Origin of the sequence: Cohnella sp. 56 (genome assembly GCF_037963805.1) — a bacterium.
In the GTDB taxonomy this organism is placed as follows: domain Bacteria; phylum Bacillota; class Bacilli; order Paenibacillales; family Paenibacillaceae; genus Cohnella.
The window spans coordinates 44,716-70,670 of sequence record NZ_JAZDQE010000003.1; the positions used below are offsets into that span (position 1 = coordinate 44,716).

25 protein-coding genes and 1 riboswitch are annotated in these 25,955 nt (G+C 61.9%); of the genes, 15 read left to right on the forward strand and 10 right to left on the reverse strand.

Translation table 11 applies throughout. The features are described 5' to 3' along the window. Positions 1-10: 10 nt before the first annotated feature. A complete protein-coding gene (locus VQ071_RS05910; RefSeq protein ID WP_340512965.1) occupies positions 11-526 on the forward strand; it encodes an SRPBCC domain-containing protein in 516 nt (171 codons plus the stop codon). Positions 527-581: 55 nt separating this feature from the next. On the opposite strand, the gene VQ071_RS05915 is transcribed toward VQ071_RS05910, so the two are convergent. Beyond that, positions 582-1,625, reverse strand: a complete 1,044-nt coding sequence (locus VQ071_RS05915; protein WP_340512966.1) for a YheC/YheD family endospore coat-associated protein — start codon at positions 1,623-1,625, stop codon at positions 582-584. Between the two features lie 194 nt (positions 1,626-1,819). Here VQ071_RS05915 and VQ071_RS05920 point away from each other — a divergent pair, with 194 nt between their 5' ends. Beyond that, positions 1,820-2,761, forward strand: coding sequence for an exosporium glycoprotein BclB-related protein (locus VQ071_RS05920; protein WP_340512967.1), 942 nt, complete (start codon positions 1,820-1,822; stop codon positions 2,759-2,761). 72 nt (positions 2,762-2,833) lie between these two features. Here VQ071_RS05920 and VQ071_RS05925 read toward each other — a convergent pair whose 3' ends face one another. After that, positions 2,834-3,751: an aldo/keto reductase gene (locus VQ071_RS05925; RefSeq protein WP_340512969.1), complete on the reverse strand. Its 918-nt coding sequence runs from the start codon at positions 3,749-3,751 to the stop codon at positions 2,834-2,836. Between the two features lie 185 nt (positions 3,752-3,936). On the opposite strand from VQ071_RS05925, the gene VQ071_RS05930 reads away from it, so the two are divergent. Further along, entirely contained in the window at positions 3,937-4,419 is a 483-nt protein-coding gene (locus VQ071_RS05930; protein ID WP_340512970.1) for a hypothetical protein, read from the forward strand. A 325-nt stretch (positions 4,420-4,744) separates the two neighbouring features. Here VQ071_RS05930 and VQ071_RS05935 read toward each other — a convergent pair whose 3' ends face one another. Continuing rightward, on the reverse strand, positions 4,745-5,338 hold the full coding sequence (locus VQ071_RS05935; RefSeq protein ID WP_340512971.1) for a TetR/AcrR family transcriptional regulator: 594 nt from the start codon (positions 5,336-5,338) through the stop codon (positions 4,745-4,747). A 146-nt stretch (positions 5,339-5,484) separates the two neighbouring features. On the opposite strand from VQ071_RS05935, the gene VQ071_RS05940 reads away from it, so the two are divergent. Both VQ071_RS05940 and VQ071_RS05945 read left to right on the forward strand, forming a co-directional pair. Then, on the forward strand, positions 5,485-6,372 hold the full coding sequence (locus VQ071_RS05940; protein WP_340512972.1) for an ABC transporter ATP-binding protein: 888 nt from the start codon (positions 5,485-5,487) through the stop codon (positions 6,370-6,372). Next, positions 6,369-7,178, forward strand: a complete 810-nt coding sequence (locus VQ071_RS05945) for an ABC transporter permease subunit (protein ID WP_340512973.1) — start codon at positions 6,369-6,371, stop codon at positions 7,176-7,178. The genes VQ071_RS05940 and VQ071_RS05945 overlap by 4 nt, the downstream gene beginning before the upstream one ends. Positions 7,179-7,303: 125 nt before the next feature. On the opposite strand, the gene VQ071_RS05950 is transcribed toward VQ071_RS05945, so the two are convergent. After that, entirely contained in the window at positions 7,304-10,924 is a 3,621-nt protein-coding gene (locus tag VQ071_RS05950) for a glycosyl hydrolase family 18 protein (RefSeq protein WP_340512974.1), read from the reverse strand. A gap of 340 nt (positions 10,925-11,264) precedes the next feature. On the opposite strand from VQ071_RS05950, the gene VQ071_RS05955 reads away from it, so the two are divergent. Together VQ071_RS05955 and VQ071_RS05960 are read left to right on the forward strand one after the other, a co-directional pair. Further along, positions 11,265-11,630 carry a zinc ribbon domain-containing protein gene (locus tag VQ071_RS05955; protein WP_340512975.1) on the forward strand — a complete coding sequence of 122 codons (366 nt, stop codon included), beginning with the start codon at positions 11,265-11,267 and terminating at the stop codon, positions 11,628-11,630. 143 nt (positions 11,631-11,773) lie between these two features. Next, positions 11,774-12,112, forward strand: a complete 339-nt coding sequence (locus VQ071_RS05960; protein ID WP_340512976.1) for a YrdB family protein — start codon at positions 11,774-11,776, stop codon at positions 12,110-12,112. A gap of 80 nt (positions 12,113-12,192) precedes the next feature. Here the strand turns inward: VQ071_RS05960 and VQ071_RS05965 are convergent, their stop codons facing one another. After that, on the reverse strand, positions 12,193-12,759 hold the full coding sequence (locus tag VQ071_RS05965) for a GNAT family N-acetyltransferase (RefSeq protein WP_340512977.1): 567 nt from the start codon (positions 12,757-12,759) through the stop codon (positions 12,193-12,195). 88 nt (positions 12,760-12,847) lie between these two features. Beyond that, on the reverse strand, positions 12,848-13,537 hold the full coding sequence (locus VQ071_RS05970; protein ID WP_340512978.1) for a DMT family transporter: 690 nt from the start codon (positions 13,535-13,537) through the stop codon (positions 12,848-12,850). A gap of 120 nt (positions 13,538-13,657) precedes the next feature. Between VQ071_RS05970 and pdxR the strand changes: the two genes are divergently transcribed. From pdxR to VQ071_RS05990, 4 genes are all read left to right on the forward strand, one after another. Next, positions 13,658-15,121, forward strand: a complete 1,464-nt coding sequence (gene pdxR / locus VQ071_RS05975) for a MocR-like pyridoxine biosynthesis transcription factor PdxR (RefSeq protein ID WP_340512979.1) — start codon at positions 13,658-13,660, stop codon at positions 15,119-15,121. Continuing rightward, entirely contained in the window at positions 15,102-15,878 is a 777-nt protein-coding gene (locus tag VQ071_RS05980) for a spermidine synthase (RefSeq protein ID WP_340512980.1), read from the forward strand. The genes pdxR and VQ071_RS05980 overlap by 20 nt, the downstream gene beginning before the upstream one ends. A gap of 34 nt (positions 15,879-15,912) precedes the next feature. Continuing rightward, on the forward strand, positions 15,913-16,866 hold the full coding sequence (locus VQ071_RS05985; RefSeq protein ID WP_340512981.1) for a hypothetical protein: 954 nt from the start codon (positions 15,913-15,915) through the stop codon (positions 16,864-16,866). Between the two features lie 68 nt (positions 16,867-16,934). After that, positions 16,935-17,171, forward strand: a complete 237-nt coding sequence (locus VQ071_RS05990; RefSeq protein WP_340512982.1) for an NHLP leader peptide family RiPP precursor — start codon at positions 16,935-16,937, stop codon at positions 17,169-17,171. Here VQ071_RS05990 and VQ071_RS05995 read toward each other — a convergent pair. Beyond that, complete coding sequence (locus tag VQ071_RS05995) at positions 17,154-19,088, reverse strand: ATP-binding protein (RefSeq protein WP_340512983.1); 1,935 nt, start codon at positions 19,086-19,088, stop codon at positions 17,154-17,156. The two genes, VQ071_RS05990 and VQ071_RS05995, sit on opposite strands and share 18 nt — an antisense overlap. 162 nt (positions 19,089-19,250) lie before the next feature. After that, positions 19,251-20,153 (reverse strand): MerR family transcriptional regulator, encoded by a 903-nt coding sequence (locus tag VQ071_RS06000; protein WP_340512984.1) that lies wholly within the window; start codon positions 20,151-20,153, stop codon positions 19,251-19,253. Positions 20,154-20,336: 183 nt separating this feature from the next. On the opposite strand from VQ071_RS06000, the gene VQ071_RS06005 reads away from it, so the two are divergent. Then, positions 20,337-21,257 (forward strand): methyl-accepting chemotaxis protein, encoded by a 921-nt coding sequence (locus VQ071_RS06005; RefSeq protein ID WP_340512985.1) that lies wholly within the window; start codon positions 20,337-20,339, stop codon positions 21,255-21,257. Positions 21,258-21,377: 120 nt separating this feature from the next. Beyond that, positions 21,378-22,817 carry an HD-GYP domain-containing protein gene (locus VQ071_RS06010; protein WP_340512986.1) on the forward strand — a complete coding sequence of 480 codons (1,440 nt, stop codon included), beginning with the start codon at positions 21,378-21,380 and terminating at the stop codon, positions 22,815-22,817. 92 nt (positions 22,818-22,909) lie between these two features. Here the strand turns inward: VQ071_RS06010 and VQ071_RS06015 are convergent, their stop codons facing one another. Further along, positions 22,910-23,164 carry an aldo/keto reductase gene (locus tag VQ071_RS06015; RefSeq protein ID WP_340512987.1) on the reverse strand — a complete coding sequence of 85 codons (255 nt, stop codon included), beginning with the start codon at positions 23,162-23,164 and terminating at the stop codon, positions 22,910-22,912. 188 nt (positions 23,165-23,352) lie between these two features. Here VQ071_RS06015 and VQ071_RS06020 point away from each other — a divergent pair, with 188 nt between their 5' ends. Together VQ071_RS06020 and rlmN are read left to right on the forward strand one after the other, a co-directional pair. Next, positions 23,353-23,742 carry a winged helix-turn-helix transcriptional regulator gene (locus VQ071_RS06020; protein WP_340512988.1) on the forward strand — a complete coding sequence of 130 codons (390 nt, stop codon included), beginning with the start codon at positions 23,353-23,355 and terminating at the stop codon, positions 23,740-23,742. Between the two features lie 25 nt (positions 23,743-23,767). Continuing rightward, complete coding sequence (gene rlmN / locus VQ071_RS06025; RefSeq protein WP_340512989.1) at positions 23,768-24,835, forward strand: 23S rRNA (adenine(2503)-C(2))-methyltransferase RlmN; 1,068 nt, start codon at positions 23,768-23,770, stop codon at positions 24,833-24,835. A gap of 74 nt (positions 24,836-24,909) precedes the next feature. Here the strand turns inward: rlmN and VQ071_RS06030 are convergent, their stop codons facing one another. After that, complete coding sequence (locus VQ071_RS06030; protein WP_340513454.1) at positions 24,910-25,416, reverse strand: hypothetical protein; 507 nt, start codon at positions 25,414-25,416, stop codon at positions 24,910-24,912. Positions 25,417-25,663: 247 nt separating this feature from the next. After that, positions 25,664-25,852, forward strand: a riboswitch (cobalamin riboswitch). Positions 25,853-25,955 lie beyond the last annotated feature (103 nt).

A 25,955-nucleotide genomic window follows, 5' to 3' on the forward strand; every position in this document is an offset into this window, starting at 1 on the left:
GGATCATATAATGTCTAATAACGCCATGGAATCCAGCGTGGAAAACGATCGGATACTGGTGCTGGAGCGCGTATTCGACGCGCCGCGGGAGCTCGTGTTCAAGATGTTCAGCGAAGCGGAGCATCTGAGGCATTGGTGGGGACCGAAGGGCTGGGAGATTCCGGTCTGCACCGTGGACTTCCGTCCGGGCGGCGTATGGCATTACTGCATGAAGTGCGCCGACCCGAACCAGGGGCAGTTCTACGGCATGGAATCGTGGGGCAAGGGGATCTACAAGGAGATCGTCGAGGGCGAGAAGATCGTCTACACCGACTACTTCTCGGATGCCGAAGGCACGATTAACGAGTCGATGCCGGCGACCGAGGTCACGTTGGCTTTTGTCGAGCTGGACGGCAAGACGAGGCTGATCAGCCGCAGCGAATACGCCGATGCCGAAGGGCTCAAGTCCGTCATCGACATGGGCATGCTGCAGGGCATCACCGAGACTTGGGATCGATTGGAACATCGTCTGCAAGAAATGAAGTAAGCCAAAGCGGCGGCCCCGGCAATGTCGGGAGCACGCCGCTTTTTCTTTACCGTCCTTACCGCCGCGCAGCTGCCAGGTACTGCGCGTACGCCATCGGCCTTCGGTAGATACGCCTGCCGAGCGCTTCGTCCTCGAGCAGTTTATAGAGCACCTTGTCCGGTTTGCCGTTCAGCTCGATCATCCACAGCTGCTGCTGAGGGTCCAGCAGGAAGTCGACGCTCATCTCCCCGAGCGGTCCGACGCGGGCTTCGACTTCGGCTGCCGCACGGATGCCCGAATCGTGCAGCTCGCGCAGCAGCCGCTCGCTCAGCTGCGGCGCGAACGATCGGCTCAGCAATTCGGCGGCGTCGCATACGTCCTCGCAGACCGACGTGTTGAAGCAGTCCGGGTAGGCAATTCTCGAGGCGAGGGTCGAGACTTTCCATTCGCCGTTCCCGTCTTTTTGCAGCAGCGAGCGGATGTCGAAGTACCTGCCATCGACCGTGCTGGTCGGAATGCCCTGCTGAATGAGGTAGCGCTTCGATTCGAGGAGCCGGGCGATCATCGCGCCGCCTTCCTCCAATGACTGTCCGATATACCGCGGCGACAGATGATGTTCGCCGATCCTGACTTCGTCGCGCTCCGTCCGTTCGACCCGGTACACGCCGTTGCCCCGCGCGCCGTAGCAAGGCTTCAAGTACAGCAGCCGATGGCGGGCGAGCATCTCCTGGAGGGCGGAATGGGAATATAGACGGCTGTCCGGGATCGACGGGCCGAGCGTGGTCGGCTTGAGCCAGTCGTAGAGCGTCCATTTGTCGAAGAAGTTGATGCGGTTGAAGCATATGCCGCCGCCCATGTTCGCTTCCAGGCGCAGGAGCAGGTCTGGGCTGGCGTTGTGGATCCGGTTGTAGACCGTGTCCGGAAAAGGAAAGGAGTACTCGTCGCAGCGATTGCGTCCGTACAGCACGCCGGCGATGCGCAGACGCTCCCAGTCAATGCCGCCGGGGCAGAAGGCGAACAGCGTCATATCCGGCGGGCACTGGCGTCCGTAGGCGCGCAGGATGCGCTGGCGTCCCGCCTTGTCGGGAACCAATATGCCAATGAGCGGGCGAGCTATCACAGAGATCACCTCCTGTCCCATGCTTTGTGTTAGCAGATGCGCAAGGCGGCTTGCCCGCATGGGACAATGGCATATCGGGCCGGAAAAGGGCGTATACATGGGATAGATCGGCGTCTTGCGGATGAACCGCTCGGCCCGAATGACACTGGGGCGCGGGCGGTTCGCCGCCAAATTAGTCAAGGCGGGTGAGGCGAATGGGCAGACAGCCAGGACCACCGGGACCACCGGGGCCGCAGGGGCCGCAGGGTCCGCAGGGTCCGCAGGGTCCGCAAGGACCGCAAGGGCCGCCGGGGCCGCCCGGACCACCGGGGCCGCAAGGGCCGCAAGGGCTGCAAGGGCTTCAGGGCGCCGCCGGTCTTGCGGGGCCGCGGGGCGCGACCGGAGCCGCGGGCGCGACGGGTGCCGCAGGACCGGCAGGTGCGATGGGGGACCCGGGACCGACCGGGGCGACGGGCTTAGCGGGGGCCACGGGCGCGACAGGAGCGGCAGGTGCCGCTGGCGTCACAGGAGCCACGGGCGCCACCGGGGCTACCGGCGCTACCGGCGCCACCGGGGCGACGGGCGCTACGGGCGCAACTGGCGGGACAGGAGCGACGGGAGCGACAGGAGCGACAGGAGCCGGCGCAATCATTCCATTCGCGTCCGGCTTGCCCGTGGTGCTCACGACGATCGCGGGCGGGCTGGTCGGCACCTCCGCCCTGACCGGATTCGGCAGCTCATCCGACGGCGTGAGCATTCTGGGCGGCGTCATCGATCTGACCGGTGCAGCAGGCACGCTGCTGAACTTTGCGTTCTCCGTCCCCCGGGACGGTACGATCACCTCGCTGGCCGCGTACTTCAGCACGACCTTGGCCTTGTCGCTGGTCGGCACCACGCTGACCATCACGGCGCAGCTGTACAGCTCCACGACGCCGGACAATACCTTCACCGCCGTGCCCGGCGCGTCCGCCGTGCTGGCGCCGTCCTTGAGCGGCATTCTGGCGCTCGGCACGATCTCGAGCGGGCTGACGACGGGACTCGCGATCCCTGTGACGGCGGGCACACGCTTGCTGCTTGTATTTTCGGCGACGGCGGCCGGCGTGACCTTAATCAATTCTGCTGTGGGGTATGCGAGCGGAGGGTTGGGGATCAGTTAGCCGGATGACAAAAGGATAAAAAGCCTCCATCCCTGGGCGGGACGGAGGCTTTTTAAGCGGGCTATCGATGGATCAAGGCAGAATGTTGCCGGCCGCGCGGTAGATCTCATACCATTCTTCGCGTGTCAGGTGGACGTCGCTGGCCTTGACGCAGTCACGGATGCGCTCGATGTTCATCGTGCCGGTGACCGGCTGCATGCGTGCCGGATGGCGGAGCAGCCAGGCGATCGCGATCGTCGTATTGCTGACCTCATATTTTTTCGCGATCTCGTCGATCTTCGCATTCAGCTCCGGGAATTCCTCGTTGTCCAGGAACACGCCCTTGAAGAACCCGTACTGGAACGGCGACCACGGTTGGACGGTGATGTCGTTCAGCCGGCAATAGTCCAGGATGCTGCCGTCGCGGTCGATCGCGGACTCATTCTCCATGTTCACATTGACGCCGTTCGAGATCATGTTGGCGTTCGTGATGCTCAGCTGCAGCTGATTCGCCACGAGCGGCTGCTTGACGTGCTTTTTCAGCAGCTCGATCTGCATCGGCTTCTGGTTCGACACGCCGAAGTGGCGCACCTTGCCCGAGGACGCCAGCAGGTCGAACGCCTCGGCGACCTCCTCCGGCTCGACGAGCGCGTCAGGACGGTGGAGCAGCAGAATATCGAGATAGTCGGTCTTCAGGCGCTTCAGGATGCCGTCGACCGAGGTCAGGATATGATCCTTGGAAAAGTCGAACGCGCCTTTGCGGATGCCGCACTTGGACTGCAGAATGATCTGCTCGCGAATGTCGTCGTTCATATGAATGGCCTCGGCAAAAATCTCCTCGCATGCGCCTCCGCCGTAAATATCGGCATGATCGAAGAAATTCGCGCCCGCCTCAAGAGACGCTTGTACGAAGCGTTCGGCCTCCGCCTTCTCCAGCGAATTGATACGCATGCAGCCGACCGCGATTACGGGTACTTCAAGCGAGCTTGTCCCGAGCTTAATCGTTCTCACCAAGCATTCCTCCTGGCTATCTAGTTTCGCTTACGGCTAATATCATAACGCTTTCTTGCCGATTACGCTAGGCGAACACGCGTTTATGGAGGTGAGAAGATCGAAAGTAGGCAAGCTTGTTTCTTCCACTTTACTGGTGGTTATGGATTAATGAGCAATATGCGTTAAATAAGGAGGGGTGAAATTTGCGTCCAAGCGGGTTAAAGCCTGTTGTCGTCGTATTGGCGCTGGGCCTGGCGCTCGCTGCCTGCGCGGAGAAAAAAGAGGGTGCGCCGGCTCCGTCATCGGCCTCGGCATCAGCACCGACATCGGTGTCGGCATCGCACAATGCGTCCGCCTCCGCCGATCAGCGGCCCGAGCACTTGCCGAAGGACTTCCCGATACCGGCAGACGCCAAGGTGAGCACCTCCCATTCGGAGCACAACGAAGGGAAGAAGTCGGCGCTGCTTATATTCACGACGCAGCAGTCGATGTCCACGCTCAGCGAGACTTACAAAAATTACTTCGCGACGCGCATCGGAGACAACGCGGCGCAGACGATCGACGAAAATAACCTGATCATTCAAGGCGACTCGGCGGACGGCAAGGAAAGCTGGTCGCTGATCGGTTCTCCTCTGGCCTCCCGGGAAGGTGTGGTCGAGCTGACATTGACCTGGGCGGGCACTTAATTCGCGGCACACAATTGGACCGTGCATGCCGCTCTTCGCAAAAAAAGCGCATCTGCATTCGAAATTGCGAGATGCGCTTCGCGTCTTAAGCGCCCAGCACGATCTGTCCGCGCTAAATTTCTCATGCCCCTTGATGAGCCGGACCTGATAGGCTTCGTTGCCCTGGAGCTTCGGCGGCTGCCTCCGCCTGCACGAGCTGACGCAGCTCAGCGGCATACAGGATAAGATACGAAGCGGAAGCGGGGGGGCCCCCGCTCCCTTTTTCGTCAAAATCGCGACTGCCGCCCATTGGTTCCGCCTTTGTCAGGATGAATCGCGGCCATCCTCAAGCCTTCCCGCAGACGCCGTAGAAAAACATATGAACCATCCCTTCAAGAAAATCTTCATTGTCCTCGCTGTGCTCGGCCATCTCCAGCAGCGTCTGGTACTGGTTCATGTACAGCTGGATAAAGGTCAGCACATGCCGCACGCTGACGCGCTCCGCGATTTCTCCTGCCGCCTTGCCTTCCTCGATGATGCGAACGGTCATAGGGATCGTCTTTTCCCGGTACATCCGTTCGATATAGGCGGCCATCTCCGCATCCTCCGCCAGCATCTCCTTGATGAGTCCGGGCGGGAATTCCCGGTACGATTCCTTCTCCAGCCGCAGTATATGCCCGATTTTCTCGCGCATCGTATGGCCCTCGTTCATGTAGGCTTCGAAGCTTTCGACCGCGCGATCGATATACGACTTGAAGACCTCGCGGACGAGCGCTTCCTTGCTGCCGAAGTAATTGTAGATCGTGACCTGCGAGACGCCGGCACGCTTCGCGAGATCTGCGATCCGCAGCTTGGCCGAGCCCGATTCGCGCAGCATCTCCGTCGTGGCCTGCATAATTTTCTGTTTGATTTGCTGCGCCCGTTTCTCAAACCCGTTCATTTCAAGCCGCTCCTATTTTAAAATAATGAAATTTATACGTATAAATATTTCATAAATCCGTTGACGATGGCATCGTCGAGGTCTAGTATAACATATGAAATATTGATGGTTTTATATTTCATAAATCATCGACTGGAGGCGCCGTTATGCTGACGGTGGAGCATCTGACCAAGACGTTTGCCAATGGGAAAGGGATCGCCAACGTATCCTTCGAAGTTCGCCGCGGGGAGGTGTTCGGATTCCTGGGCCCGAACGGGGCGGGAAAGTCTACGACGATCCGGCATATCATGGGCTTCATGAAGCCGGACAGGGGACGTGTCGTCGTGGACGGCAAGGACGCGTGGCTGCAGCAGGGAGAGGTGCAGTCGGGCATCGGCTACCTCCCCGGGGAGATCGCCTTCATCGAAGGGATGACCGGCCGCAGCTTCCTCGAATTTCTCGCCGGCATGCAGCGGACGAAGGACCGCGCGAGAAGGGAGCGGCTGATCGAGCGGCTGCAATTCGACGCCAATACGCCCATCCGCAAAATGTCCAAGGGCATGAAGCAGAAGGTGGGCATCGTCGCCGCGTTCATGCACGATCCGGAGGTTGTCATTCTGGACGAACCGACATCCGGGCTCGATCCGCTCATGCAAAAGGTGTTCGTCGAGCTCGTGCTGGAGGAAAAGGCGAGGGGCAAGACATTTCTCATGTCCTCGCACAGCTTCCCCGAGATCGAGCGGACATGCGACCGCGCGGCAATCATCAAGGACGGCGTCATCGTGACGATCGCGGATATTCACGAGCTGCAGCGTCTGCAGCGCAAGCTGTTCGAGGTGGCCTTCGAGACGGAGACGGAGGCAGCCGCCTTCGCGGCATCCGATCAGCGGGTAGAGTCGCTCGACGGCTGCCGCGTGCGGGTGGCGGTGCAGGGCGACTACGGCCGTTTCATAGCGGAGATGGCGAAGCGCCGTGTGCGCAACATCGACGTTTTCACGCAAAATCTCGAGGACATATTCATGGATTATTACGATCGGCAGGAGGCGAGGGCATGAGCGGGGCGCTGTACAAGCAGATGATGAAGGTGAATTTGAAGGGCTTCCTGAACTACGCCGTCGGCTCGGCCTTTTATATCCTCCTCATGTTCTGGCTGTACCCCGGTATCGCCAAAAACACCCGCGCGCTCGACGATATCGTCGCGACGATGCCGGCGGGCGTCGGCGAAGCCTTCAATCTGAGCGGGTTCGACAGCGCCGAGGCGTTCATCTCGGGCGAGTACTACGGACTCGTCCTCGTGATTATTCTGGCGATCGTCTGCGTCCAGCTGTCGACGCAGCTCATGGCGCGTATGGTGGACCGCGGTTCGATGGCCTATCTGCTCTCCACGCCGACGACGCGGGTCCGGGTGGCGGCGACCCAGGCATGCGTGCTGGTGTCCGGGCTGTTCATCATCGTGGGCGCGACGACGCTCGCGGGCTTCGCAGGCCAAGCCTGGCTGCTCGGCGACCGTTATGTCTTCGACGGCGGGCGCTTCCTCTTGCTCAACGCCGCTGCCTTTCTGATGTTTTTCGCCGTAGCGGGCATCGCATTTCTTGTCTCCGCGGTGTCGAACGACGAGAAGAAGGCGCTCGGCATCTCGGGTATGATCGTCTTCGGGTTTTACAGTCTCGATCTGCTCGGCAAGCTCGGCGACAGCGTCTCCTGGATGCGCGACCTCTCGATCTTCTCCCTGTACCGGCCGGGCGACATCGTGGGCGGCGGGTCATCGCCGGCGCTTGGCCTCGCTGCGCTCGGGGCCATCGGGCTAGCTGCGCTGGGCTGCGGCATCGCGCTGTTCGCGCGCAGGGATCTGCCGCTCTAGCCACGCGCGCGGCCGGACCGCAGATCCCGGCAGCAGGCTGACATACGCCAAAAAGGAGCCGTCCCGTCGATATAAATGCGGGACAGCTCCTTTTGGCTATTTAACGGCTCGAATGCGGGCTATCGTCAGTTCGCGTAGCCCAATGCGCGCAGCGCCCGCATCACGGTGACGACGATCTGCTCGCGGGTGACGGTCGCCTGAGGCGCGATCGTCGTCTTGGACATGCCGCGGATGATCTGCTCGTCGACCAGCCAGGCGACGGCATCCCGGGCATACGCCGCGACGGACTGCCGGTCCTTGAAGCCGCCCAGCGCAGCGCTGGATGAAGCGTTTGTCTTGCCTGCGTAGCTCAGCGCATTGGCCAGCATGACGGCCAGCTCCTGGCGGGTCACGAACCCGTCCGGATCGAACGTCGTGCCCGTCCTGCCCTTGACCAGACCCGCGTCGTACGCCGCTGCGATATCATACGCGTACTTCGAGGCCGCGGGCACGTCCGCGAACACGGATGCGTCGGCGCCCGGTATGAGACCGAGTCCGCGCACGATCATCGAGACGATCTCGCCGCGCGTCACGTTCTGTTTGCCGGCGAGCTTGCCGGAGCCGTCCGTCGTCAGGATGAGCTTGGCGGCGGCCTGGGCGACGTCGTCCTGTGCCCAGAGGGCGGGCGCGTCGGCGAATGACGGAGCGCCGGACGCTGCGAGCGCGTAGCTGCCGCTGGTCGTCGCGATCTGCTCTACGGCGACGCTGCCGTCGGCGTTGACCTTCGTCAGCGTCGGCACGGGACGGTAGCCGACGACGGCGGAATCGTACACGACGCCTGCAATCGTGATGCTGGCGCCGACGCTCTTGGCGTCCAGCGCGGCGGCGATGCGCACGGGCGACTTGCCGAACGCCTTGAGCACGGTCGCGGTCTTGTCGGCGGCGATCCGTTCGAGCTTGAAGACGGTCGGCTCGGACAGCAGCTTCTTGCCGCTCAACGCAGTGTTGATCGCAGCCGCGTCGGCCGCCGGCGCGGTCAGCACCGATACGCGGATCGTGTCCGACGTCGCGATCAGCGCCGCCGGAATGCGGTACTCCCGATCGCCGACGAGCAGCGACAGGCTGGCGGTTGCGCCCTTCTTCGCGAGCGCCGCGGCGACCTCCGGCGGAATGTCCAGCTCCGCCTGCTTTGCGCCTGTCCCGGCTTGAACCTTGAAGCCGGTACCGCTTGAGGCTTCGATCGCCTTGACGGCTGCTGCAGCCTGGAGCGTGATCGAAGCCTTGTCGCCGTTCAGCGCGACATTGGCTGCGAGCTGCCCTTCGACTGCGGGAGCAGTCGGCGTGCCCGGCCACGATCCGGGTCCCGGATTGACGACGTCCTCCGACGTCGATACGGTCAGCTTCGCGGAGGCGGGCGATACTTCTGTCACTGTGCCGTCTTTTGTCTTAGCGAGCGACAGCAGATGAATGCTGTAGCTCGTATTCGGCTTAAGCGAGGAGACGGCATAGGTCGTACCCGCGACCGAGGCGACCATCGTGTCGTTCACGTAAACCTCGTAGCCGTTGGCGCCCGCCGACGGATACCAGGCGAGCTGGACGACACCGCCGCCTTGGCTGGCGGCAGTCAGTCCGGTAGGCGCCTTCAGCTGCGAAGCGTCGAATTTTCCATCGATCGGCAGATCCTGCACGAGCTGCGTCGTCAGCGTCTTGTGGCGGTCGCCGCTGATGTCCCAGCTCATGACGCCCGCGATATCGAGCGACTTGACGAGCGAGGACGTGTACATCATCGTCGTCTTGTCGTTATAGGTGACGAAGCCCTTGGTGACCGGGCTGTACAGATACGGCACCTTGGCTTGGTCGTTCCAATAGCGCACATAGCCGTTTTTGCCGATGAACTTGTCCTCGATATCCGTATAGTCCAGAATGCCGGATTCCCAGGAGCCGTCCATAATGCCGCCGCAGGTCTGATACTGTCCGTTCGCCGGGCAATCCGACCAGGCCTTGCCGTAGTATGGCACGCCCGTCACCAGCTTGTACGTCGGCACGCCGCCGTTCAGGTGGCCCTGCAGGCCGCCGCGCACGTTGTTGCGGGGAGCGGAGGTGGCCGCCCTCGGGTGAGCCGGATCGTAGTACAACGGCGCATTGTGATGCGCGAGCGTCTCCCAGCTGCCGCTGTAGTCGTAGGCCATCATGTTGACGAAGTCGAAGTACTTGGACGAGGTGCCGAGATCCGCATTGCGGACGAAGTTGTCGCCTTGACCGGAAGCGATCGTCAGCAGGTAATACTTGCCGTCCTGCTGTCCTGCCGCATCGAACGCTTCGCGAATCGACTTCATGAGCAGCGGGAAATACTGCGGGTCGTTCGGGCTGTGGACGGTGTCGTCCTCGCCGCCTTCGACCGGATACTCCCAGTCGATGTCGACGCCGTCCAGCTGATGGTCGCGAATGAACTTGACGGTCGAATTCGCGAAGGAGCGGCGTCCCTCCTCCGTAGCGGCGACATTGGACCAGTTGTTGGACCAGGACCAGCCGCCGACGGAGATGAGCAGCTTCAGGCTCGGATGCGCGTCGCGCAGCTTCCTCAGCTCCGCGAAGTTGTTCGGATCGGCCTCGGGGTCGCCCATCAGAATCTCGCCGTCATAAACGTAGCGGTTCTGTTCGGAGACGGACGCATCTTCACATGGCTTGGCGTTGCTGCCGTACTTCTTCCAGCATACATCCGAGAACGCGTAGTTGATGTGCGTGATCTGGGATACGTCCATATCGGCGACCTGGTAGTTGCGCGCGGTGTTCGAGGACGCCCATGACATATAGTAGGTGACATTCGTATATTCGGCGCCCGGCACGACAGTCAGCGCGTCGCTCTCGGGAGAGGTCCACAGTTCGTTCCTCGCCACGACCTTGTACTGGTAAGAGCGGCCCTCGGTCAGGTTGAGCGCGGCATAGCGGTTGTCGGCGCTCGTGCCGACCAGACTGCCGTCCTGGTAGACATCGTAGTAGGTGGCGCCCGCTACCGAAGCCCAGCCCAGCGCAGCCGCCGTACGCGTGGCGGTTACGGTCTGCAGCGCCTGGGGCTTGGCCAGCTCGCCCCACTTCACCTCGACTACATTGCTGTCCTTGGAGGACTCCAATGGCGTCTTTTTGGAATTTTGCGCGCGGGCCATGAATTTATAGGTCGTTCCCTTCGTCAGACCGGTTACCGTATAGGAGGTCTGGGGGGACGTGGCCTTCCATCCGCCATTCACAAAAAAATCGTAGTTGTCCGCGTCCGGGCTGGCGCCCCAGCTCAGGGTGGCCGTATCGGCGGTCACATTCGCGATTTTTAAGTAGCTCGGAGGGGCGAGCGGGATGTCCTTGTATTGGCTCGTATCCTTGGCGGTCGTAAAGGTGAAGACATCGCTCTTTTTGGCGCGTTGGCCGTCCCAGGAGAGCACGGCCTGGTATGTCGTCTCCGGCTTGAAGCCGCCGGCGAACGTTTTTTTGCTGCCGTTGCCGAAGTCCTTGTAGTCGTCCGGCACGAGGAAAAACCATACGTCGTTGTTGCCGCTGGTCGGGTCGTCCCAATCGAGCGTGACGGAGTTGTGCGTGACGCTCACGACTCGTATGTTCTGCGGCGTCTCCGCCCGCGGTGCCGGTGCCGCCTGTCCGCCGCTTCCGCCTTCGCCTTCCGCCGCCGCCGTCCTCAGCCCCAGGAACGGGGAGATTAGCAGGGCGAATGCGAGCAGCGCCAGCAGCCACCGGTTCGAACGCTTTCTGTGCAAAGTCACCTGGATCACCTCAATGAGTTAGTTGGAAAAGTCCGCTTTCGAAGCGTTTGCTTGTTCTCCTTCCCTCCGTAATCAAAGGCTATGAAAGCGTGTGCTATCTTCATCATGGAGGGCCGCGGGAAAATGGTGAAGAGGGACAATTTTACACTTGAGGGATACAATATGTTAATTTTTATAATCGGTCCGCATTTGTGATACTTATCAACGATCACGTGCATGGCCGCCGGGGCCAGACAGGCGGTTCGATGAGGATGCGGGCGTAGTGCTACCGTCCGTACCGCCGCATAATATAGTATACTGGGGTCGATATGGATCGAATCTGAGCGAGGAGGCTGTGCCTATGGGATTCCTGGACAAAGTCAAATCCGGATTGAACGATGCGGGCAACAAGGCCAAAATTCTGGTCGACGTGAACCGGCTCAAGCTGCAGAACAGTACGAAGCGCAAGGAGATCGAGGAGCTGCAGCAGCAGATCGGCCAGCTGGTGTTCGAGGCGGCGGTCGGCAGGCGGCCCGAAGCGGGCATCGACGAGCTGCAGCCGAAGTACGACCGGATTGTGGCGCTCGAGCTGGAGATTCAGGAGAACAAGGCGCAGATCAATGCGCTGTCCGATGAAAAGGAGTGCGTCTGCGGCAAAACGGCGCCGCTGGAGGCGAAGTTCTGCTCCGCCTGCGGCAGAACGTTCGGCACGGACCCGGGGCTGTAAACGGATGGCGGAGATGCCGGTCGTCATGCGAGAAAAGGGAGCGGGCTGCCTTCTCGCATCGGCCGGCATTTATTATTTTGACAAAACTAATATAGTTAGTTATTATAAAACTAATAACATTAGTTTTTGGAGGCGAAGATCGTATGGAAGCGATAAAAATGATGAATCTGGTCTTAAGATTTGCGCTTGAACTGGCCTTGCTCGCGGCGTTCGGCTACTGGGGCTTCAAGACCGGCGGCAGACTGCCGGCCCGCTGGCTGCTCGGCATCGGCGTGCCGCTCCTGGCGGCTGTGATCTGGGGGATGTTCCTGTCGCCGAAGGCGTCGCTGCCGCTGGAGGCTCCGCTGCGGCTGGCGATCGAGCTCTTGCTGTTCGGCTTGGCGGCTGCCGCGCTGTACGCGTCGGGTCAACCCGGCTGGGCTGCCGCGCTGCCGTTCCTATGGGCCGTCAACCGGATTCTGATCGCGGTCTGGCACCAGTGAACGGCCCTTAAGGCCCGGCGCTCGCCAGGCCCGTCCGGCAGGGATGGACGACGGTCATGCACGGCTTCCCGCCACGGCCTTCAGTTAAACAGCAGCGCGAGCAGGATCACGTCCATGAACTTCTTGGTGACCTCGTGCATCAGGTAGTGCTTCAGCAGCCCTTCCTCCTGGAAGCCCAGCTTCCTCAGCATTTTCAGCGATGCCGTATTGTCGGGATGGACCTCCGCCTGAACCCGGTGCGGTCCGATGAACGAACGGCTGAACTCAAGCGCGGCCCGTACCGCCTCGGAGGCGATGCCCCGGTTCCAGAAGCTCGGCTTCAGGTCGTACCCGAGCGCGAGCGGGAACCGCGGGAGATCCTCGAAGCTGCCGCGCGTCGGCATGAGCGTCACCGTCCCGATCAACGGCGGCCGTCCCCGGAGCGTCACGCCCCAAGCCATCAACCGCCGCTCGGCATAGCCCTGCCGCCAGCTCTCGATGATCGCCTGCGTCTCCTCGATCGAGGCAGGGCCGTTCCAGTCCTGCAGCCGGGTTACCTGCGGGTCCGAGCTTAGCGCGTACAGCTCCTCGGCGTCGTCCGGCTCCACGGGGCGCAGGAGGAGACGATCCGTGCGGATCGGGGGCACTTGCGGTGCAATTATATGCATGATGTCACTGACCTTCGCATTGTCGGATAATACCCGCCATTATAACGCGTCAGCCTTAAAATAAGATGAAATATCGGCCTAAGCCGGGCTAGGACGGGGCCGCTTCCTTGGCGGGCGGGCAGGCGCAGGACGGACTCGCTTCGACGGCGGACCGCGTCGGCTGCGCTCGACCCCGGCAGCCGGCGATGAGCAGCATGCCTGCCACGACGAGGACCGAGCCGACAAGCAGCGGCCAGGCGAGGCGCTCGCCCAGCAGCAGGCTCGACAGCAGCAGCGCGCTCACCGGCACAACAGCCGTGTAGGCGGCCACCGTCGCGGACGGCAGCAGTGTGACGCCTCTGAAGTAGAGCAGGTAGGCGACCGCGGTGACGAACCAGCCATAGTACAGCACGGCCGCCAGCCGGGAGGTGAGCCGCTCCCGCAGCAGCAGCCAGGAGAGCAGCGCCACCGCCGCCGGGGTGAGGCTGGTGACGATGGCCGAGTCCGTCGCGGCGGCATGCTTCAGTCCGTACAGCATGAATACGCGGTACAAGAACATGCCGAGCAGTGCCTGCAGCAGCAGGAGGAGCAGGTCGCGCCGGCCGACGCGGGTTTCTTTTTTGTATTTGAACAGCGCCAGCGGTACGAGAATGAGCAGCGCCGCGGCCAGCGCGGCCGCCTGCGACAGGAAGACGGGCATGGCCTGCACGGACCACTTGCCGACGACGACGGCGCTGCCGATGAAGAAGACGGCGGCCAGCATGCTGGCATGAGCGGCCGGCGCGTTGTTGTTTGCCAATCGATTCACCTCTCCTGATGTCCTTGCTGTATACTCTAATCATCGCAAGTGGTCTGACATAGATCCGATTACGGGAAAATTCAATAGGGCCAATTCGGAGAGGAGGCGCGCACGGTGTGGATGGCGATCGATAAAGCGTCGAAGGTGCCGATGCTGAGCCAGGTCTATCAGAGCCTGCGGAGCCGCATCTTGAGCGGGGAGCTCGAGGCGGGATGCAAGCTGCCGTCGTCCAGGGCGCTGGCTTCGCAGCTCGGGGTGTCCCGCAATATCGTGCTGGAAGCTTACGAACGGCTGCTGGCCGAAGGGATCGTAGTTGCGCGCACGGGCGCGGGCACCTTCGTGGCGAAGGGGGCCGCGCTGCCGGCGGAGGACAGCGTGCCTTCGCCGTCTCCGGCGCCGCCGCCGGTCTGGGCACGGCCGGCCGTGCCCTTGGACGAGACGGAGCCCGGCGGCGCGATCTCCTTCCGCACGGGGAGCCCCGCGATGGACAGGTTCCCCCGCAACGCGTGGTCGGACGCGCTGCGGCGCGTCTGCCGGGAGGCGCCGGACAGCCTGTTCGGCTACGGGGACCCGGCGGGCGAGCCGGAGCTGCGCGCGGCATTGGCGGCGTACCTGCGGCACAGCCGCGGCGTGGAGACGACGCCGGATCGGATCGTCGTCACCGGCGGCGCGATCCAGGCGCTCGGCCTCGCCGCGCAGCTGCTGCTGTCGCCGGGAGACGACGCGATCGTCGAGCGCCCGACGATCGCGGAGGTGCGCAGCCTGATCGGGCGGACGGGCGCCCGCGTGCACGGCGTGCCGGTCGACGAAGCCGGACTCCGGACGTCCATGCTGCCGGACGGCATCCGTCCCAAGCTGATCTATGTGACGCCGTCCCATCAATTCCCGCTCGGCGGCGCGATGCCGATCCCCCGCCGGATCGAGCTGCTCGCCTACGCGGCGCGCAGCGGCGGCTATGTGCTCGAGGACGATTACGACAGCGAGTTCATCTACGATGCGCCTGCCGTTCACTCGCTGCATAGCCTGGCGCCGGAGCGGGTGCTGTACATCGGCACATTCAGCAAGATTCTGTCGCCGGCGCTGCGCCTCGGCTACATCGTCCTGCCTGCGGCCTGGGTGCCCGCCTGCACCCGCCTGAAGCGGCTGGCCGACTATGAGAATTCGCGGCCGGAGCAGCTCGCGCTGGCCGGCTTCCTGGAGCGCCGGACGCTGCATGCGCATGTGCATCGGATGCGCAAGCTCTACCGCAGGCGCCGGCAGATGCTCGTCGACAGCCTCCGGGAGGGGCTGGGAGACCGGCTGCGCGTGCTCGGCAGAGCGGCCGGGCTGCATATCGCCGTCCGGCTGGCCGCGCCGCCCGCCGATCTGCAGGCAAGGCTGCGCGAGGCCGGGGTGGAGGCCGCGCTGATCGGAGCGGATTGCCTGCTGCTGGGCTACGGGCATCTGCAGGAGGATGCGATCCGCGAGGGCGCGGCCCGTCTCGCGAGGGCGCTCGGCAGCGCAGGCCTGCCGCCGCGGACGGGAGCGAAGCGGGCGGCGGCGCAGGACGAGGAGGCGGTGCCGCATGCATCTGCTCACGTCTGAGCGGAGCCCGTTCAACACGCTAAGGGTCTGCGACACGACCGAGCTGTACGGCGAGCTCGGCAAGTTCCGCGTGCTGCAATTCGCAGACGGGGCGGTGCAGGGCGCGATCGACCTGCGGGCCCCCTCCCGCGTCGTGCTGCCTTATCAGCGGGCCATGATCCGCTTGATGGATACGATCCGGCCGTCGTTCGACCGGGCGTTCGTCATCGGCCATGGCGCGGGCACGCTCGCCCGTCACTACAGGGACCGGCGGATCGACGTCGCCGAGCTTGACGAGCGCGTCGTCGCGCTCAGCCGCGAATACTTCGGCTATATGCAGGACAATGTGGCCGTCGGCGACGGCCGCGCGCTGCTGGCGCAGGCCGGAGCGGGGAGCCTGGATTACATCGTCGTGGACGCCTTCACGAGCGAAGGCACGCCGCCTCATCTGGCGACGCTCGAGTTCTATGAGATGGCGGGCGGCAAGCTGCGGACAGGTGGCGCGATGCTGATCAACGTCATCGGACGCGGCAGAGGGGACAAGCGGGTCGCCTCGATGCTGGCCACGCTGGAGGCCGCATTTGCCAGCACGACTGCGCTGGCGCATCGGACGCAGGACAGGGAGGACGGCGCCAATCTGATATTGGTGGCAGGCGCTGGCGGGATCGCGGATGCGAGTCTCCCGCCGGACTTCGAGCCCATTCGGCTTGAGCGGGGCTATGTGCTGCATGATCGGGCGGCGGGCGAACCGGAGGACTCGGGCCGGTCACAGGAGTAGACCATTCACCTTTCAAGGGAGGCTGCACGGGGAGATGGAACAGACTTTAAGCGAACACGCCGGCGAGATTGCCGCAATCTTCGCGGATGCGGCGGCTGGCGCCGCGCGATATACGGGGACGCTGGGCGAGTCGATCCGTTCGCTGATCGTTCGCGCCGATCCGTCGGCGCAGGGCCGCGCCTCGAACTATATCGCTTTCCTGCTGCCGACGTGGATGGGCGAGCGGACGGAAGCGCCCGCCGAGCTGCGCCGCGATCTGGCGGCGGGCAACGTGTATGCGATGCTGCACTTTTTTCTGCTGGACGATCTGATGGACGGCAGCGACGCGGGGCTCGGCAGGCGGCAGGCGCTGGCTGCCGGACAGCTGCTGCACGCGCTGTTCCTGGAGCGCTACGGGCGCCACTATCCGCCGGACTCCCCGCTGTGGGAGCATTACCGGGTCTACCTGGCGGAGTGGGGGGCGGCTGTCGCGGAGGAGGGCATCCGCCGCGCGGATCCCCGCGAGGCGCGGGCGCTCGCCCGCAAGTCGGCGCCCGTGAAGCTGTGCGCCGCGGGTTTGCTGCTGTCGTCCGGCGCTCCGGCGCGCATCGCCGGTATGGAGGAAGCCGTCGACCTGGCGCTCGCGTCGCTGCAGCTGGCAGACGATTGGGCCGACTGGCGCGAGGATCTGCCGGATGAGCGCTGCAACGCCTTCCTCACGCTCGTCAGGCAAGATTGCCTGAAGCTGCCCGAGGATGCGCCTCTGGAGGAGCGTCAAGTTCTGCAGGCGATATACCACAAGGAGGCGCTGGACCGCCTCGCATCCATCGTGAGCGGATACGGCGAACGATTGGCCGTGCTGCCGGAGGCCGCGCCGGGACTCGTCCGATTCCAGCGCTCGATTCTGCTCGGCATCGAGCAGGACCGGCAGGCGGCGAAGGAGACGACGGACAAGCTGGCGAGCGGTGGCGGGTTTTCGTATTTTTTATCAAAAATGCAAGATTTATAGGGACGAACTGCCTAGTTTTATGGTAGGATATGGGAGGGTCCATTTATCCTACGAAAGGCAGTGAAAATATGTCTTTAGAAACATTAAAAGTGCAGATTATCAAAAAAGCGTGGGAAGATGCTGCGTTCAAGCAACAGCTGCTGGCAGATCCGAAGGGTGCCGTCAAGGCGGCGTTCGGGGTTGAGCTGCCTCAGGAGATCGAGGTGACGGCCGTCGAAGAGACCGGCACACACTACTATCTGGTCATTCCGCCGAATCCCGAGGATGTCGCCGGCGACCCGAACAACTTACAACTCGTCTGGTAATTCGGCGGCGGCAGCCGCTTCCAAGGGCAGGGTCTCATTGGCTAAGGGGAGCCGGATCAACACTTCGGTTCCCTCGCCCTTTTTGCTCTTGAATTCGATCGTTCCCTTCATCACCTCGATGATGCGGAATGTGACCATCGTCCCCAGCCCCGTTCCCTTGGACTTGGTTGAGAAGTAAGGGACGCCGAGCTTGGCGATTTGCGCCTCATCCATGCCTTCGCCGTTATCCTTGATCCATAGCACCGCCTCTCCATCCTCCGCATAGGCATTGATCTCGATATATCCGTCTTCCCCGAACGCCTCGATGCTGTTTTTGAGCAGATTGATCAACGCCTGCTTGAACTTGGAGGAGCTGCCGAGGACCGTCAGAGCGGGCTCTGCGTTAATCTTGAGCCGTCCGCCGTACAGCGCCGCATGCGGCGCGATGATGACCTCGAGCTGCGCAAGCTCATGCTCCAGATCCAGAACGGACAGGGTATCCAGCTCCGGCTTCGCAAAGGTCAGGAAGTCCGTAATGATGCCCGAGGCGCGATCCAGCTCGCTGACGGCGATATTGAAGTACTTCTTGCTCTCGTGGTCGCCTCTTCCCGACAGCAGCTGCAGGAAACCTCGCGTGACCTGGAGCGGATTGCGAACCTCGTGGGCGACGGAGGCGGCCAGATCGCTGATGATCTTCAGCTTCTCCGTACGCTCCAGCCGGTGATTGAACAGCTCCAGCTGCTTGGAGTAGGTGAGCAGTGTCCGATAATCCGCCGATATGCGCCGCGCGAGGATGACCACCATCACGACGATAAACAAGATCACTCCGATTTTCCACAGGAACAGGACGTAGCTCTTGCCGCTCATATAATAGAGCGTCAGATCGGCGGCCCCGGACAGCGTCAGCAGGAAAAGGCCGGCCGACAGGATCAGCGCGTTCTTGTCGCCGCGGACGCCGTGCGAGACGGACAATCCGGCGATCAGCAGCATTTGCACGAGGATGATCGATCCCATCACGAGGATGGAGACGATATAATACTGATCGTAGAAGCGCCCGTCCGTCAGCTTGTAGACGATAAACGCGGCGATGCCGAATACCGAGTAGCCCGCCTGCCAGCGGCCGAATCTTGTGAAAAACCGGAATCGTCCCTCAAGCACCTGGTCGACGTAGTAGCTGAGCGCGGGGAACAGGACGAACATGGACAAGTCGAACATGGACAGAAACAGATTGGCATACGGTTTGTAATAAATGTACGGCATCGGCGAGTACACGGCGATCAGCGTCCCGATCGTCAGCGCGATCAGGCACAGCGAGATCCAGGAGCTTCGCTGACGTCGGTTCAGATAGCTCGAACAGACCAGCATGATGAACGCAAGGAATATGATCGAGCCCCCGAGCAGCAGGTCGGGCAGCTCCTTGCGGACGTAGCTTTCTTCGAGCGGCCCGAATTCCCCGATGCGGGCGTTCGTGATGAAGCCTGCGCGCGTCCCGGTCGTGAGGATGCGGATATCGATCGCGACTTCCTCTTCGTAGCTGCCCAAGGGCAGCAGCAGCCGATTCAGCTGGAAGTCGAAGTCGCGCTTCGACTCGTACAGCAGCATGCCGTCCCGGTAGGCGGACAGGTCCAGGCCGTACAGCCGGCCGACCAACAAGCCGGGCCGCTGCCAGGACATCGTCGCCGGCACCTGAAGGCGAACCCACGCGCCCTTGGTTCCTTTGGGCAGGTCGACCTGCGGCGAGGAAGCCTCTACTTTGTTCCATGGACGGTCTCGGGGAGGGGCATCGCCAGGCTGCTCATGCTCGCCGATCCACATGACCTGCCAATGGTCGATTTTTACCTCCGGCGCCGCTGCCCAGCCGATCTTCGGCCCTATGATGAACAGCGCTGCGATTGCTGCGGCATACCACAACGCTGCGATTAAGCGAACCGGTTTCATCGCGCACCTCGTCTTACTTTTGTGATCATTCTGCCAGTCGCAGCCAGGGAAAAGAAGTAGAAGGTCTGCGCTCTACTAAAATTCGACAGTATGAATCAAATTCCTGTACGAAACGCTATTTCCCGGCCGAAACTTTGCTTTTCGATAGGGCTTTTGGTCTATCTACGAAATGAAATGAAGCCGATACCACGTCTCCCAATTGACGCTGTCCTCGTAATGAACGCGATCGCGTTGTCGGCGCTTGACGGACGGCTCCGCCAAACCCATTCCGCCGAGGAGCACATCGAGCTCCGGATGCCGCGCGAGCGATTGCTCCACCCAGTCCATGAGCGCCCCGACAAGACGGGGATCGGTGACGGATACGACCGCCGCTCTCACATTTTTGAGCCGTATAATTTGGTCCAGACCTTCATAAGGAGTGTCGGGTCCCAGGTAGATCACATCGACGCCCTTCTTGCGCAGAAAAAGACTGAACAGCAGCAGCCCGAGATGATGATGCTCTCCGGGCGGGCAAAAAGCGACGGCGACGGGCAATCGCCGATCGACCGGCAGCAGCCGGAAAATTTGCAAAAATCGCTGCAGGACGAGCTGCGACGCAAAATGCTCCTGCGCGACCGCGAGTTTTCCCGCTTCCCAGTCGGTGCCGATCCGAACCAGCAGGGGCGCGATGATCTCATGAAACGCTTTTTCGTATCCGTGCAGGGAAAGGGCAAGATCGATAATCTCGTTGGCTTCCTCCGTATTGAACGCGATCAACGCGGCATACAGACGTTCGTCAATGCGGGCTTCGCATAGTGCTCTGCGGTTCTCGTCCCCGTCGGAGGCGGACGCCAAACCGGAAGGCTTCTTCTCCTCCTTGAGCAGCTGCGCGATTTCCCCGATTTTCATGCCGTGCTCAGCCATCCGCTTTTTGACCCATCTTAGTTTTGCGATGTCCTCTTCGCTGTAGAGGCGGTGTCCGCCCGCACTCCTGAGCGGATTGACGATATGGTGGCGGGTCTCCCAGGCGCGCAGCGTGACGCCGGGAATGCCCAGCATATCCGACACTTTCTGAATGCTGTACATGCAGCACCTCCACCGAACATTATACATAATTGATACAGAACTTCTTCTTAAATCCACATAAATTGAACTGCAAAATTATTATCCGGCGTCTTGTTGCAAAGGAGTATAAATTATGTACAATAATGTTTAATATCTATACATAAATTATACACATAATGCGAATAGAAGGTAGGCAATGAAGGGATGCATGAGACGCCGCTCGTCGAGGAAAATCAGCAAGCGTTCGAACTGGATGCCGTATGGAAGGCGATGGAACGCTCCCTCGCCATGATCGCGTTCGACATGGACAGCACGGTGCTGTGGGCCAACCGCAACTTTGCGGAGGCGATGGGCTATACAGAGGCAGAGATGCGAGGCATGGCGCATCGAAGGTTTTGCACGCCGGCGTTCGCCGCCAGCGAAGCCTATCGCCAGCTGTGGGCCGATCTGCGAGCCGGGAAGATGTTCCAGGAGAAAATTCAGCGGGTCGCGAAGGACGGACGGCTGCTGTGGCTGGAAGCGACGTATATGCCGGTTCGGGGCAAAGACGGCGAATATGGGTCCGTAATCAAGATTGCGACGGACATCACTCTCCGCGAGCAGACTGCGCTCATGCTGGCCGACAGGTTGAAGCAGATGGCGCAGGTACTGCTGAACCGGGCGGATGACGGCATTGCCAAAAGCGATCAGGTCGAGTCCGCAATCGCGAGGCTGCAGTCGGATGCGCTGGCGAACTTCGATCGTCTGCAGCTGCTGGAGCGCCGGACGGACGCGATTCGCGGCATCGTACGGACAATTCGTGAAGTGTCGTCGCAGACGCAGCTGCTCGCGCTGAATGCGGCGATCGAAGCGGCTCATGCAGGGGAGTACGGCCGGGGCTTCGACATCGTCGCCACCGAAGTGCGCAAGCTCGCGGGCCAGGTGCAGGAGGCGGCGAAAAATGCGAACGGGGAAGTGGAGGAGGTCGTCGAGCGGATGGCCGAGATCGGCAAGGGAACGAAGCGTTCGCAGTCGTCGATGGAGGAGGGCATGCGGATGCTCCGCGAAGCGTCGGAGGCGTTCCGCAGCATCGACGAGGCTGCCCGCCAGCTGGACGAGCAGGCAAGGGCGATCGGGCGTTCATAGGTGCCAAGACCCAGGCGCGGCAAGATGCGTATTCCAGTATTTCCATTTCGGCCGGCATAATTTATAGTGAGGATAGATACAGGCCAAATGTCCCGGTTCGGGGAAACGGAGAATCCGCAGATGAAAGCACGCTCGCTGACAGGCCCGCTCACCGCCTCCATCCTCCCTTACCTTGCGTTTGAGATTTTAAGAAGACAGCCTGGCTGGGACACCGTATTCATGCTGCCCGGCGCGCACTTTTATATCGTGACGATCGTCTCGCTGCTGTCGCTGGTCATGGCCGCGATCGTAGGCGTAGCCGGCAGACGGGTACGCAATATCAAAGTAAGCTTCCTGTCGCTGTCGTTTATGTCGCTGTCCGTCCTGTTCATGGTACACGGGCTGTCGACGCCTAATCAATTGCTGCATGTCTCGCATCTGCCCGGCATCAGCGCGCCGCTCAGCGTCATCTTCGCCACATTCTGGCTGTGGCTGTCCTCCTGGCATTCGGACCATCCGCTTATTCGTTTTTTTTCTCGCCACGAACGTCATCTGCTGCCGCTGTGGACCGGGCTGCTGTCGCTGGCGGGCCTGGCCGGATTGCTGTATCCCGAGCTGGTCGACTTCGTCCGGCTTGATGTCTATCCGTTGAACGGCTCGCTGACGTTGATGGTGATCGCCGTCAACCTCGTCACCGGCTACCGTTATTATCGCGCCTACCTGTATTCGCGCTTCCCGCTGGAGCTGGCGATCGTCTACGGCGCGGCCTGGCTCATCGCAGCCCAGCTCATCATGACGCAGGGAGAGGTGTGGCGCAGCAGCTGGTGGCTGTACCACTTCTTGCTGCTGGCCTCGATGCTGGTCATGCTGGCGGGGCTGTACCGCCAGTACGCCTCCAAGCGCTCGCTGTCGGGCGCGATCACGGGGCTGTTCACGACGGATCCGGTAGAGCGCATCACGAACGCGCTGCAGCCGAGCGTCAAGGCGCTGATGCTCGCTACGGAGAGCAAGGACCCGTATACGGCGGGCCATAACTTCCGCGTCACGCTGTATGCGCTCAGGATCGCGGAGCAGCTGCAGCTGCGTCCCGACCAGCTCCGGGCGCTCGTCGGCGGGACGATCGTGCACGATGTCGGCAAGATCGAGACGCCAGACGCCATCCTGAACAAGCCGGGGCGGCTCACGGCGGAGGAGCGGGCAATCATCGAGGAGCACCCAGTGCGGGGATACGAGATGTGCAGGAGCCTCGGGTTCATGGAGGAGGAGCTGGGCATCGTCAGATCGCATCACGAGAAGTGGAACGGCGAAGGCTACCCGGATCGCCTGGCCGGCGAGCAGATCCCGCTCATGGCGCGCATCGTGGCGGTCGCCGACGTATACGACGCGCTGACGAGCACGCGGGCCTATCGGCCGGCCATGTCGCACGGAGAGGCGATGGCCATCCTGCTGGAGAGCAAGGGGACGCACTTCGAGCCCGCATGCGTAGAAGCCTGGGAGCGAGCCTGCGAGGCGGACCCGGAGATCACCCGCCAGAGCTCCGCGCTGTGGGAGCGGGGCGTCGGCAAGTCAGCGCTCGCCTAGCAGCGTCAGGCGCAATCGCGCGTCAGGCGACAGGCGTCCGGCGAATATAGAACGGCGCCGCTCCCCGATGGAGAGCGGCGCCGTTTGTTTGGTTAAAAGTCGAAATGATCCGGATCGGGACCTTCCCTCTCGCCCCGGTCCATCGCCGCGATCAGAAGATGATCCTCCTCAGTCAGAGCGAAGTCGAATACGTCGGCGTTCTCCGCGAGCCGATGCGCCCGGGTCGACCTGGCGACGGTCGCCACGCCGATCTCGAGATTCCAGCGGATGATGATCTGGACGACGGATTCGCCGTGCCGGGTCGCGATCCCGCTCAGCGCCGGGTCGTCCAGCAATCCCCCTTGCATGAGCGGGGACCACGCCTCGATTCGGATTGCCGCGCTCGGCGGCGTATGCCCGCAGCGCGGGCTGCTGCAGGCGGGATGCAGCTCCCACTCCTGTAGTAGATATCCCGGCCGGTGAGTGCTATTATGGATCAATGGCGTCAGGATGGATAGTACGTACTTTGAAGTGATATAGATGCTAAAAAGTACCCATGGCGGCATGCGGAAGGAGCGACATCGCGTTGGCTAAAAAATACAACATCTCCGTGGAGGCGACGCTCGAGGTCATCGGCGGCAAATGGAAGTGCGTCATCCTGTGTCATCTGACGTACGGCAAGAAGCGCACGAGCGAGCTCAAGCGTCTCATGCCCGCGATCACGCAGAAGATGCTCACGCAGCAACTGCGGGAGCTGGAGGACGACGGCATCGTCAACCGGATCGTTTACAACGAAGTGCCTCCCCGCGTCGAATACGAGCTCAGCGCATACGGATGGAGTCTGAAGTCGATTCTGGACTCGCTGTGCGCTTGGGGCGAGCAGCATATCATCAAGGAATCCGGAGACAAGTACGTGGTGCTGGAAGACAACGTGCTCAACCGATAGAAGGAATAGAGGAGAGATATTCGACATGAACAAGCCATCTATTTACGGCTTGCCTTATGATCGGTTGGCCGCTTGGCTGGCCGAGCGCGGCTTCAGGAAGTCCCGGGCGGACCGGGTATGGGAGCTGCTCTACCGCAGCCGAATCTCAAGCTTCGAGGAGTTGGCTGCGGAGCTCGATCCGGCCTGCGCGGGAGCGCTCGAGGACAGCTTCGCGCTGCGGACGATGGAGGAGCATGTGAAGCAGCAGTCCGCGGACGGGACCGTGAAGTTTCTGTTCCGGCTGCGCGACGGCAATCTGATCGAGACGGTGCTCATGCGGCACAAGTTCGGTCTGTCCGTATGCGTGACGACCCAGGTCGGCTGCAATATCGGCTGCAGCTTCTGCGCGAGCGGCCTGCTCGCCAAGAGCCGCGATCTGTCGGCGGGCGAGATCGCGGAGCAGATCATGCAGGTGCAGGCGTTCCTCGACGCGGACGGCGAGGACGACCGCGTCAGCCATATCGTCGTGATGGGCATCGGGGAGCCGTTCGACAACTACGACAATATGGCAGACTTCATCCGCGTGATGAAGGACCACAAAGGGCTGGCCATCGGTCCGCGCCATATCACCGTGTCTACGAGCGGGCTCGCGAACAAGCTGCGGGAGTTCGCCGATTCGGATCTGCAGACGAATCTGGCCGTATCGCTGCATGCGCCGAACGATGAGTTGCGCACGCGCATCATGAAGATCAATCGCGCGATTCCGATCGCGAAGCTGATGGACGCGATCGATTATTATTTGGAGCGGACGAATCGGCGGCTCACGCTCGAATATATTCTGCTCAAGGATGTGAACGACCGCCGGGAGCATGCCGAGGAGCTGGCCGATCTGATCGGCGAGGCGCGCCGGAGCCAGGTGAACGTGAACCTCATTCCGTACAATCCGGTGGACGAGCACAGCCAATACCAGCGCAGCGAGCAGGAGGCGGTGCGCGGCTTCTACGACGCGCTCAAGAAGCGCGGCGTGAGCGTCAGCGTGCGGCTCGAGCATGGCGCGGACATCGACGCGGCCTGCGGTCAGCTGCGGAGCAAGCAGATCGCGGCATCGCGCTGACACAACGACAAAGGGGAGCCACGATGACGGCTCCCCTTTGTCGTTATGTTTGATTTTGCAGCCGCTAACGATAATCAGATCGTCTCCCGCCGACGCGACAGCATGACGAGCGCGCCTGCGCCGATGAGCAGGATGGCGATGAAGGACGAGCCGCCCGTCAGCTTGCCGAGCATGTAGCCGATCGAGAAGATCGCGAAGAAGAGCAGCGACAGGAAGGACAGGATGTTGATGGGGATCAGCAGCCACTTGTTGCGTCCGCCGAACCAGTACAGCTCGAAGAGGCCGACGGCGGGCGCGAGGATGAACCCGGGCCACATCATGCCCCAATTATTCAGCAGCATCGCGATCTGGCAGACGCCGAACACGGTGAGCAGCACGCCTCCGGGGACGAGTACGCCGACGCCTCTGCGTCCGAGCACGGAGAAGTACAGCCAGTGGAAAAAAACGCCGAGCGGCAGGACGAACAGCGTGGGCCAAAAATAAGTGAAAATCGAGCCCGTGCCGATGTGGAAATCGCCGCGAAGCAGCAGGTAGACGCCGACCAGCAGCAGGATGGGGCCGAGCAGCGTGCCGCGATGGATTCTCATGAGACAGATCTCTCCTTATAAACAGGCTTAGTTGCTTACAAGCATATCATGCGAAATGGGATCTGTTATCCTTCCCGGGCTCAGAACGATCCTGGACCTTAGGCGGGGGCGGCCGTGGCAAAATGGAGTCCGGAGACGGACGATGCGGCGTTTATCGGCCCGATTATATTGAGCGGCGCCCTCTTCATAGAATGCGATTTGATAGACAAAGCGCTGCCGACCCGCTATCATTAACTTCATACTGCATATTTTCGTTCGAGGCGCGCGCATGCCACCATGCCGCTTAATAGGGAAGTCCGGTGCGATTCCGGCGCGGTCCCGCCACTGTATATGCCGAGCGATCCGAGCGCAGCCACTGTTCTATGAATGGGAAGGCATCGGAGCCGCGTTGAAGCAGAGCCAGGAGACCTGCCTTGAGACGACTTTATCCCGTCCGCTTCGCGGAGTGAGCGGCGGGACCGGCTACGCTAGCAGCACGCCTCCAGGGGCGGCTTTTTCTCGCTGCGCGGACCGTGCCCGGTCATCTCGGACCA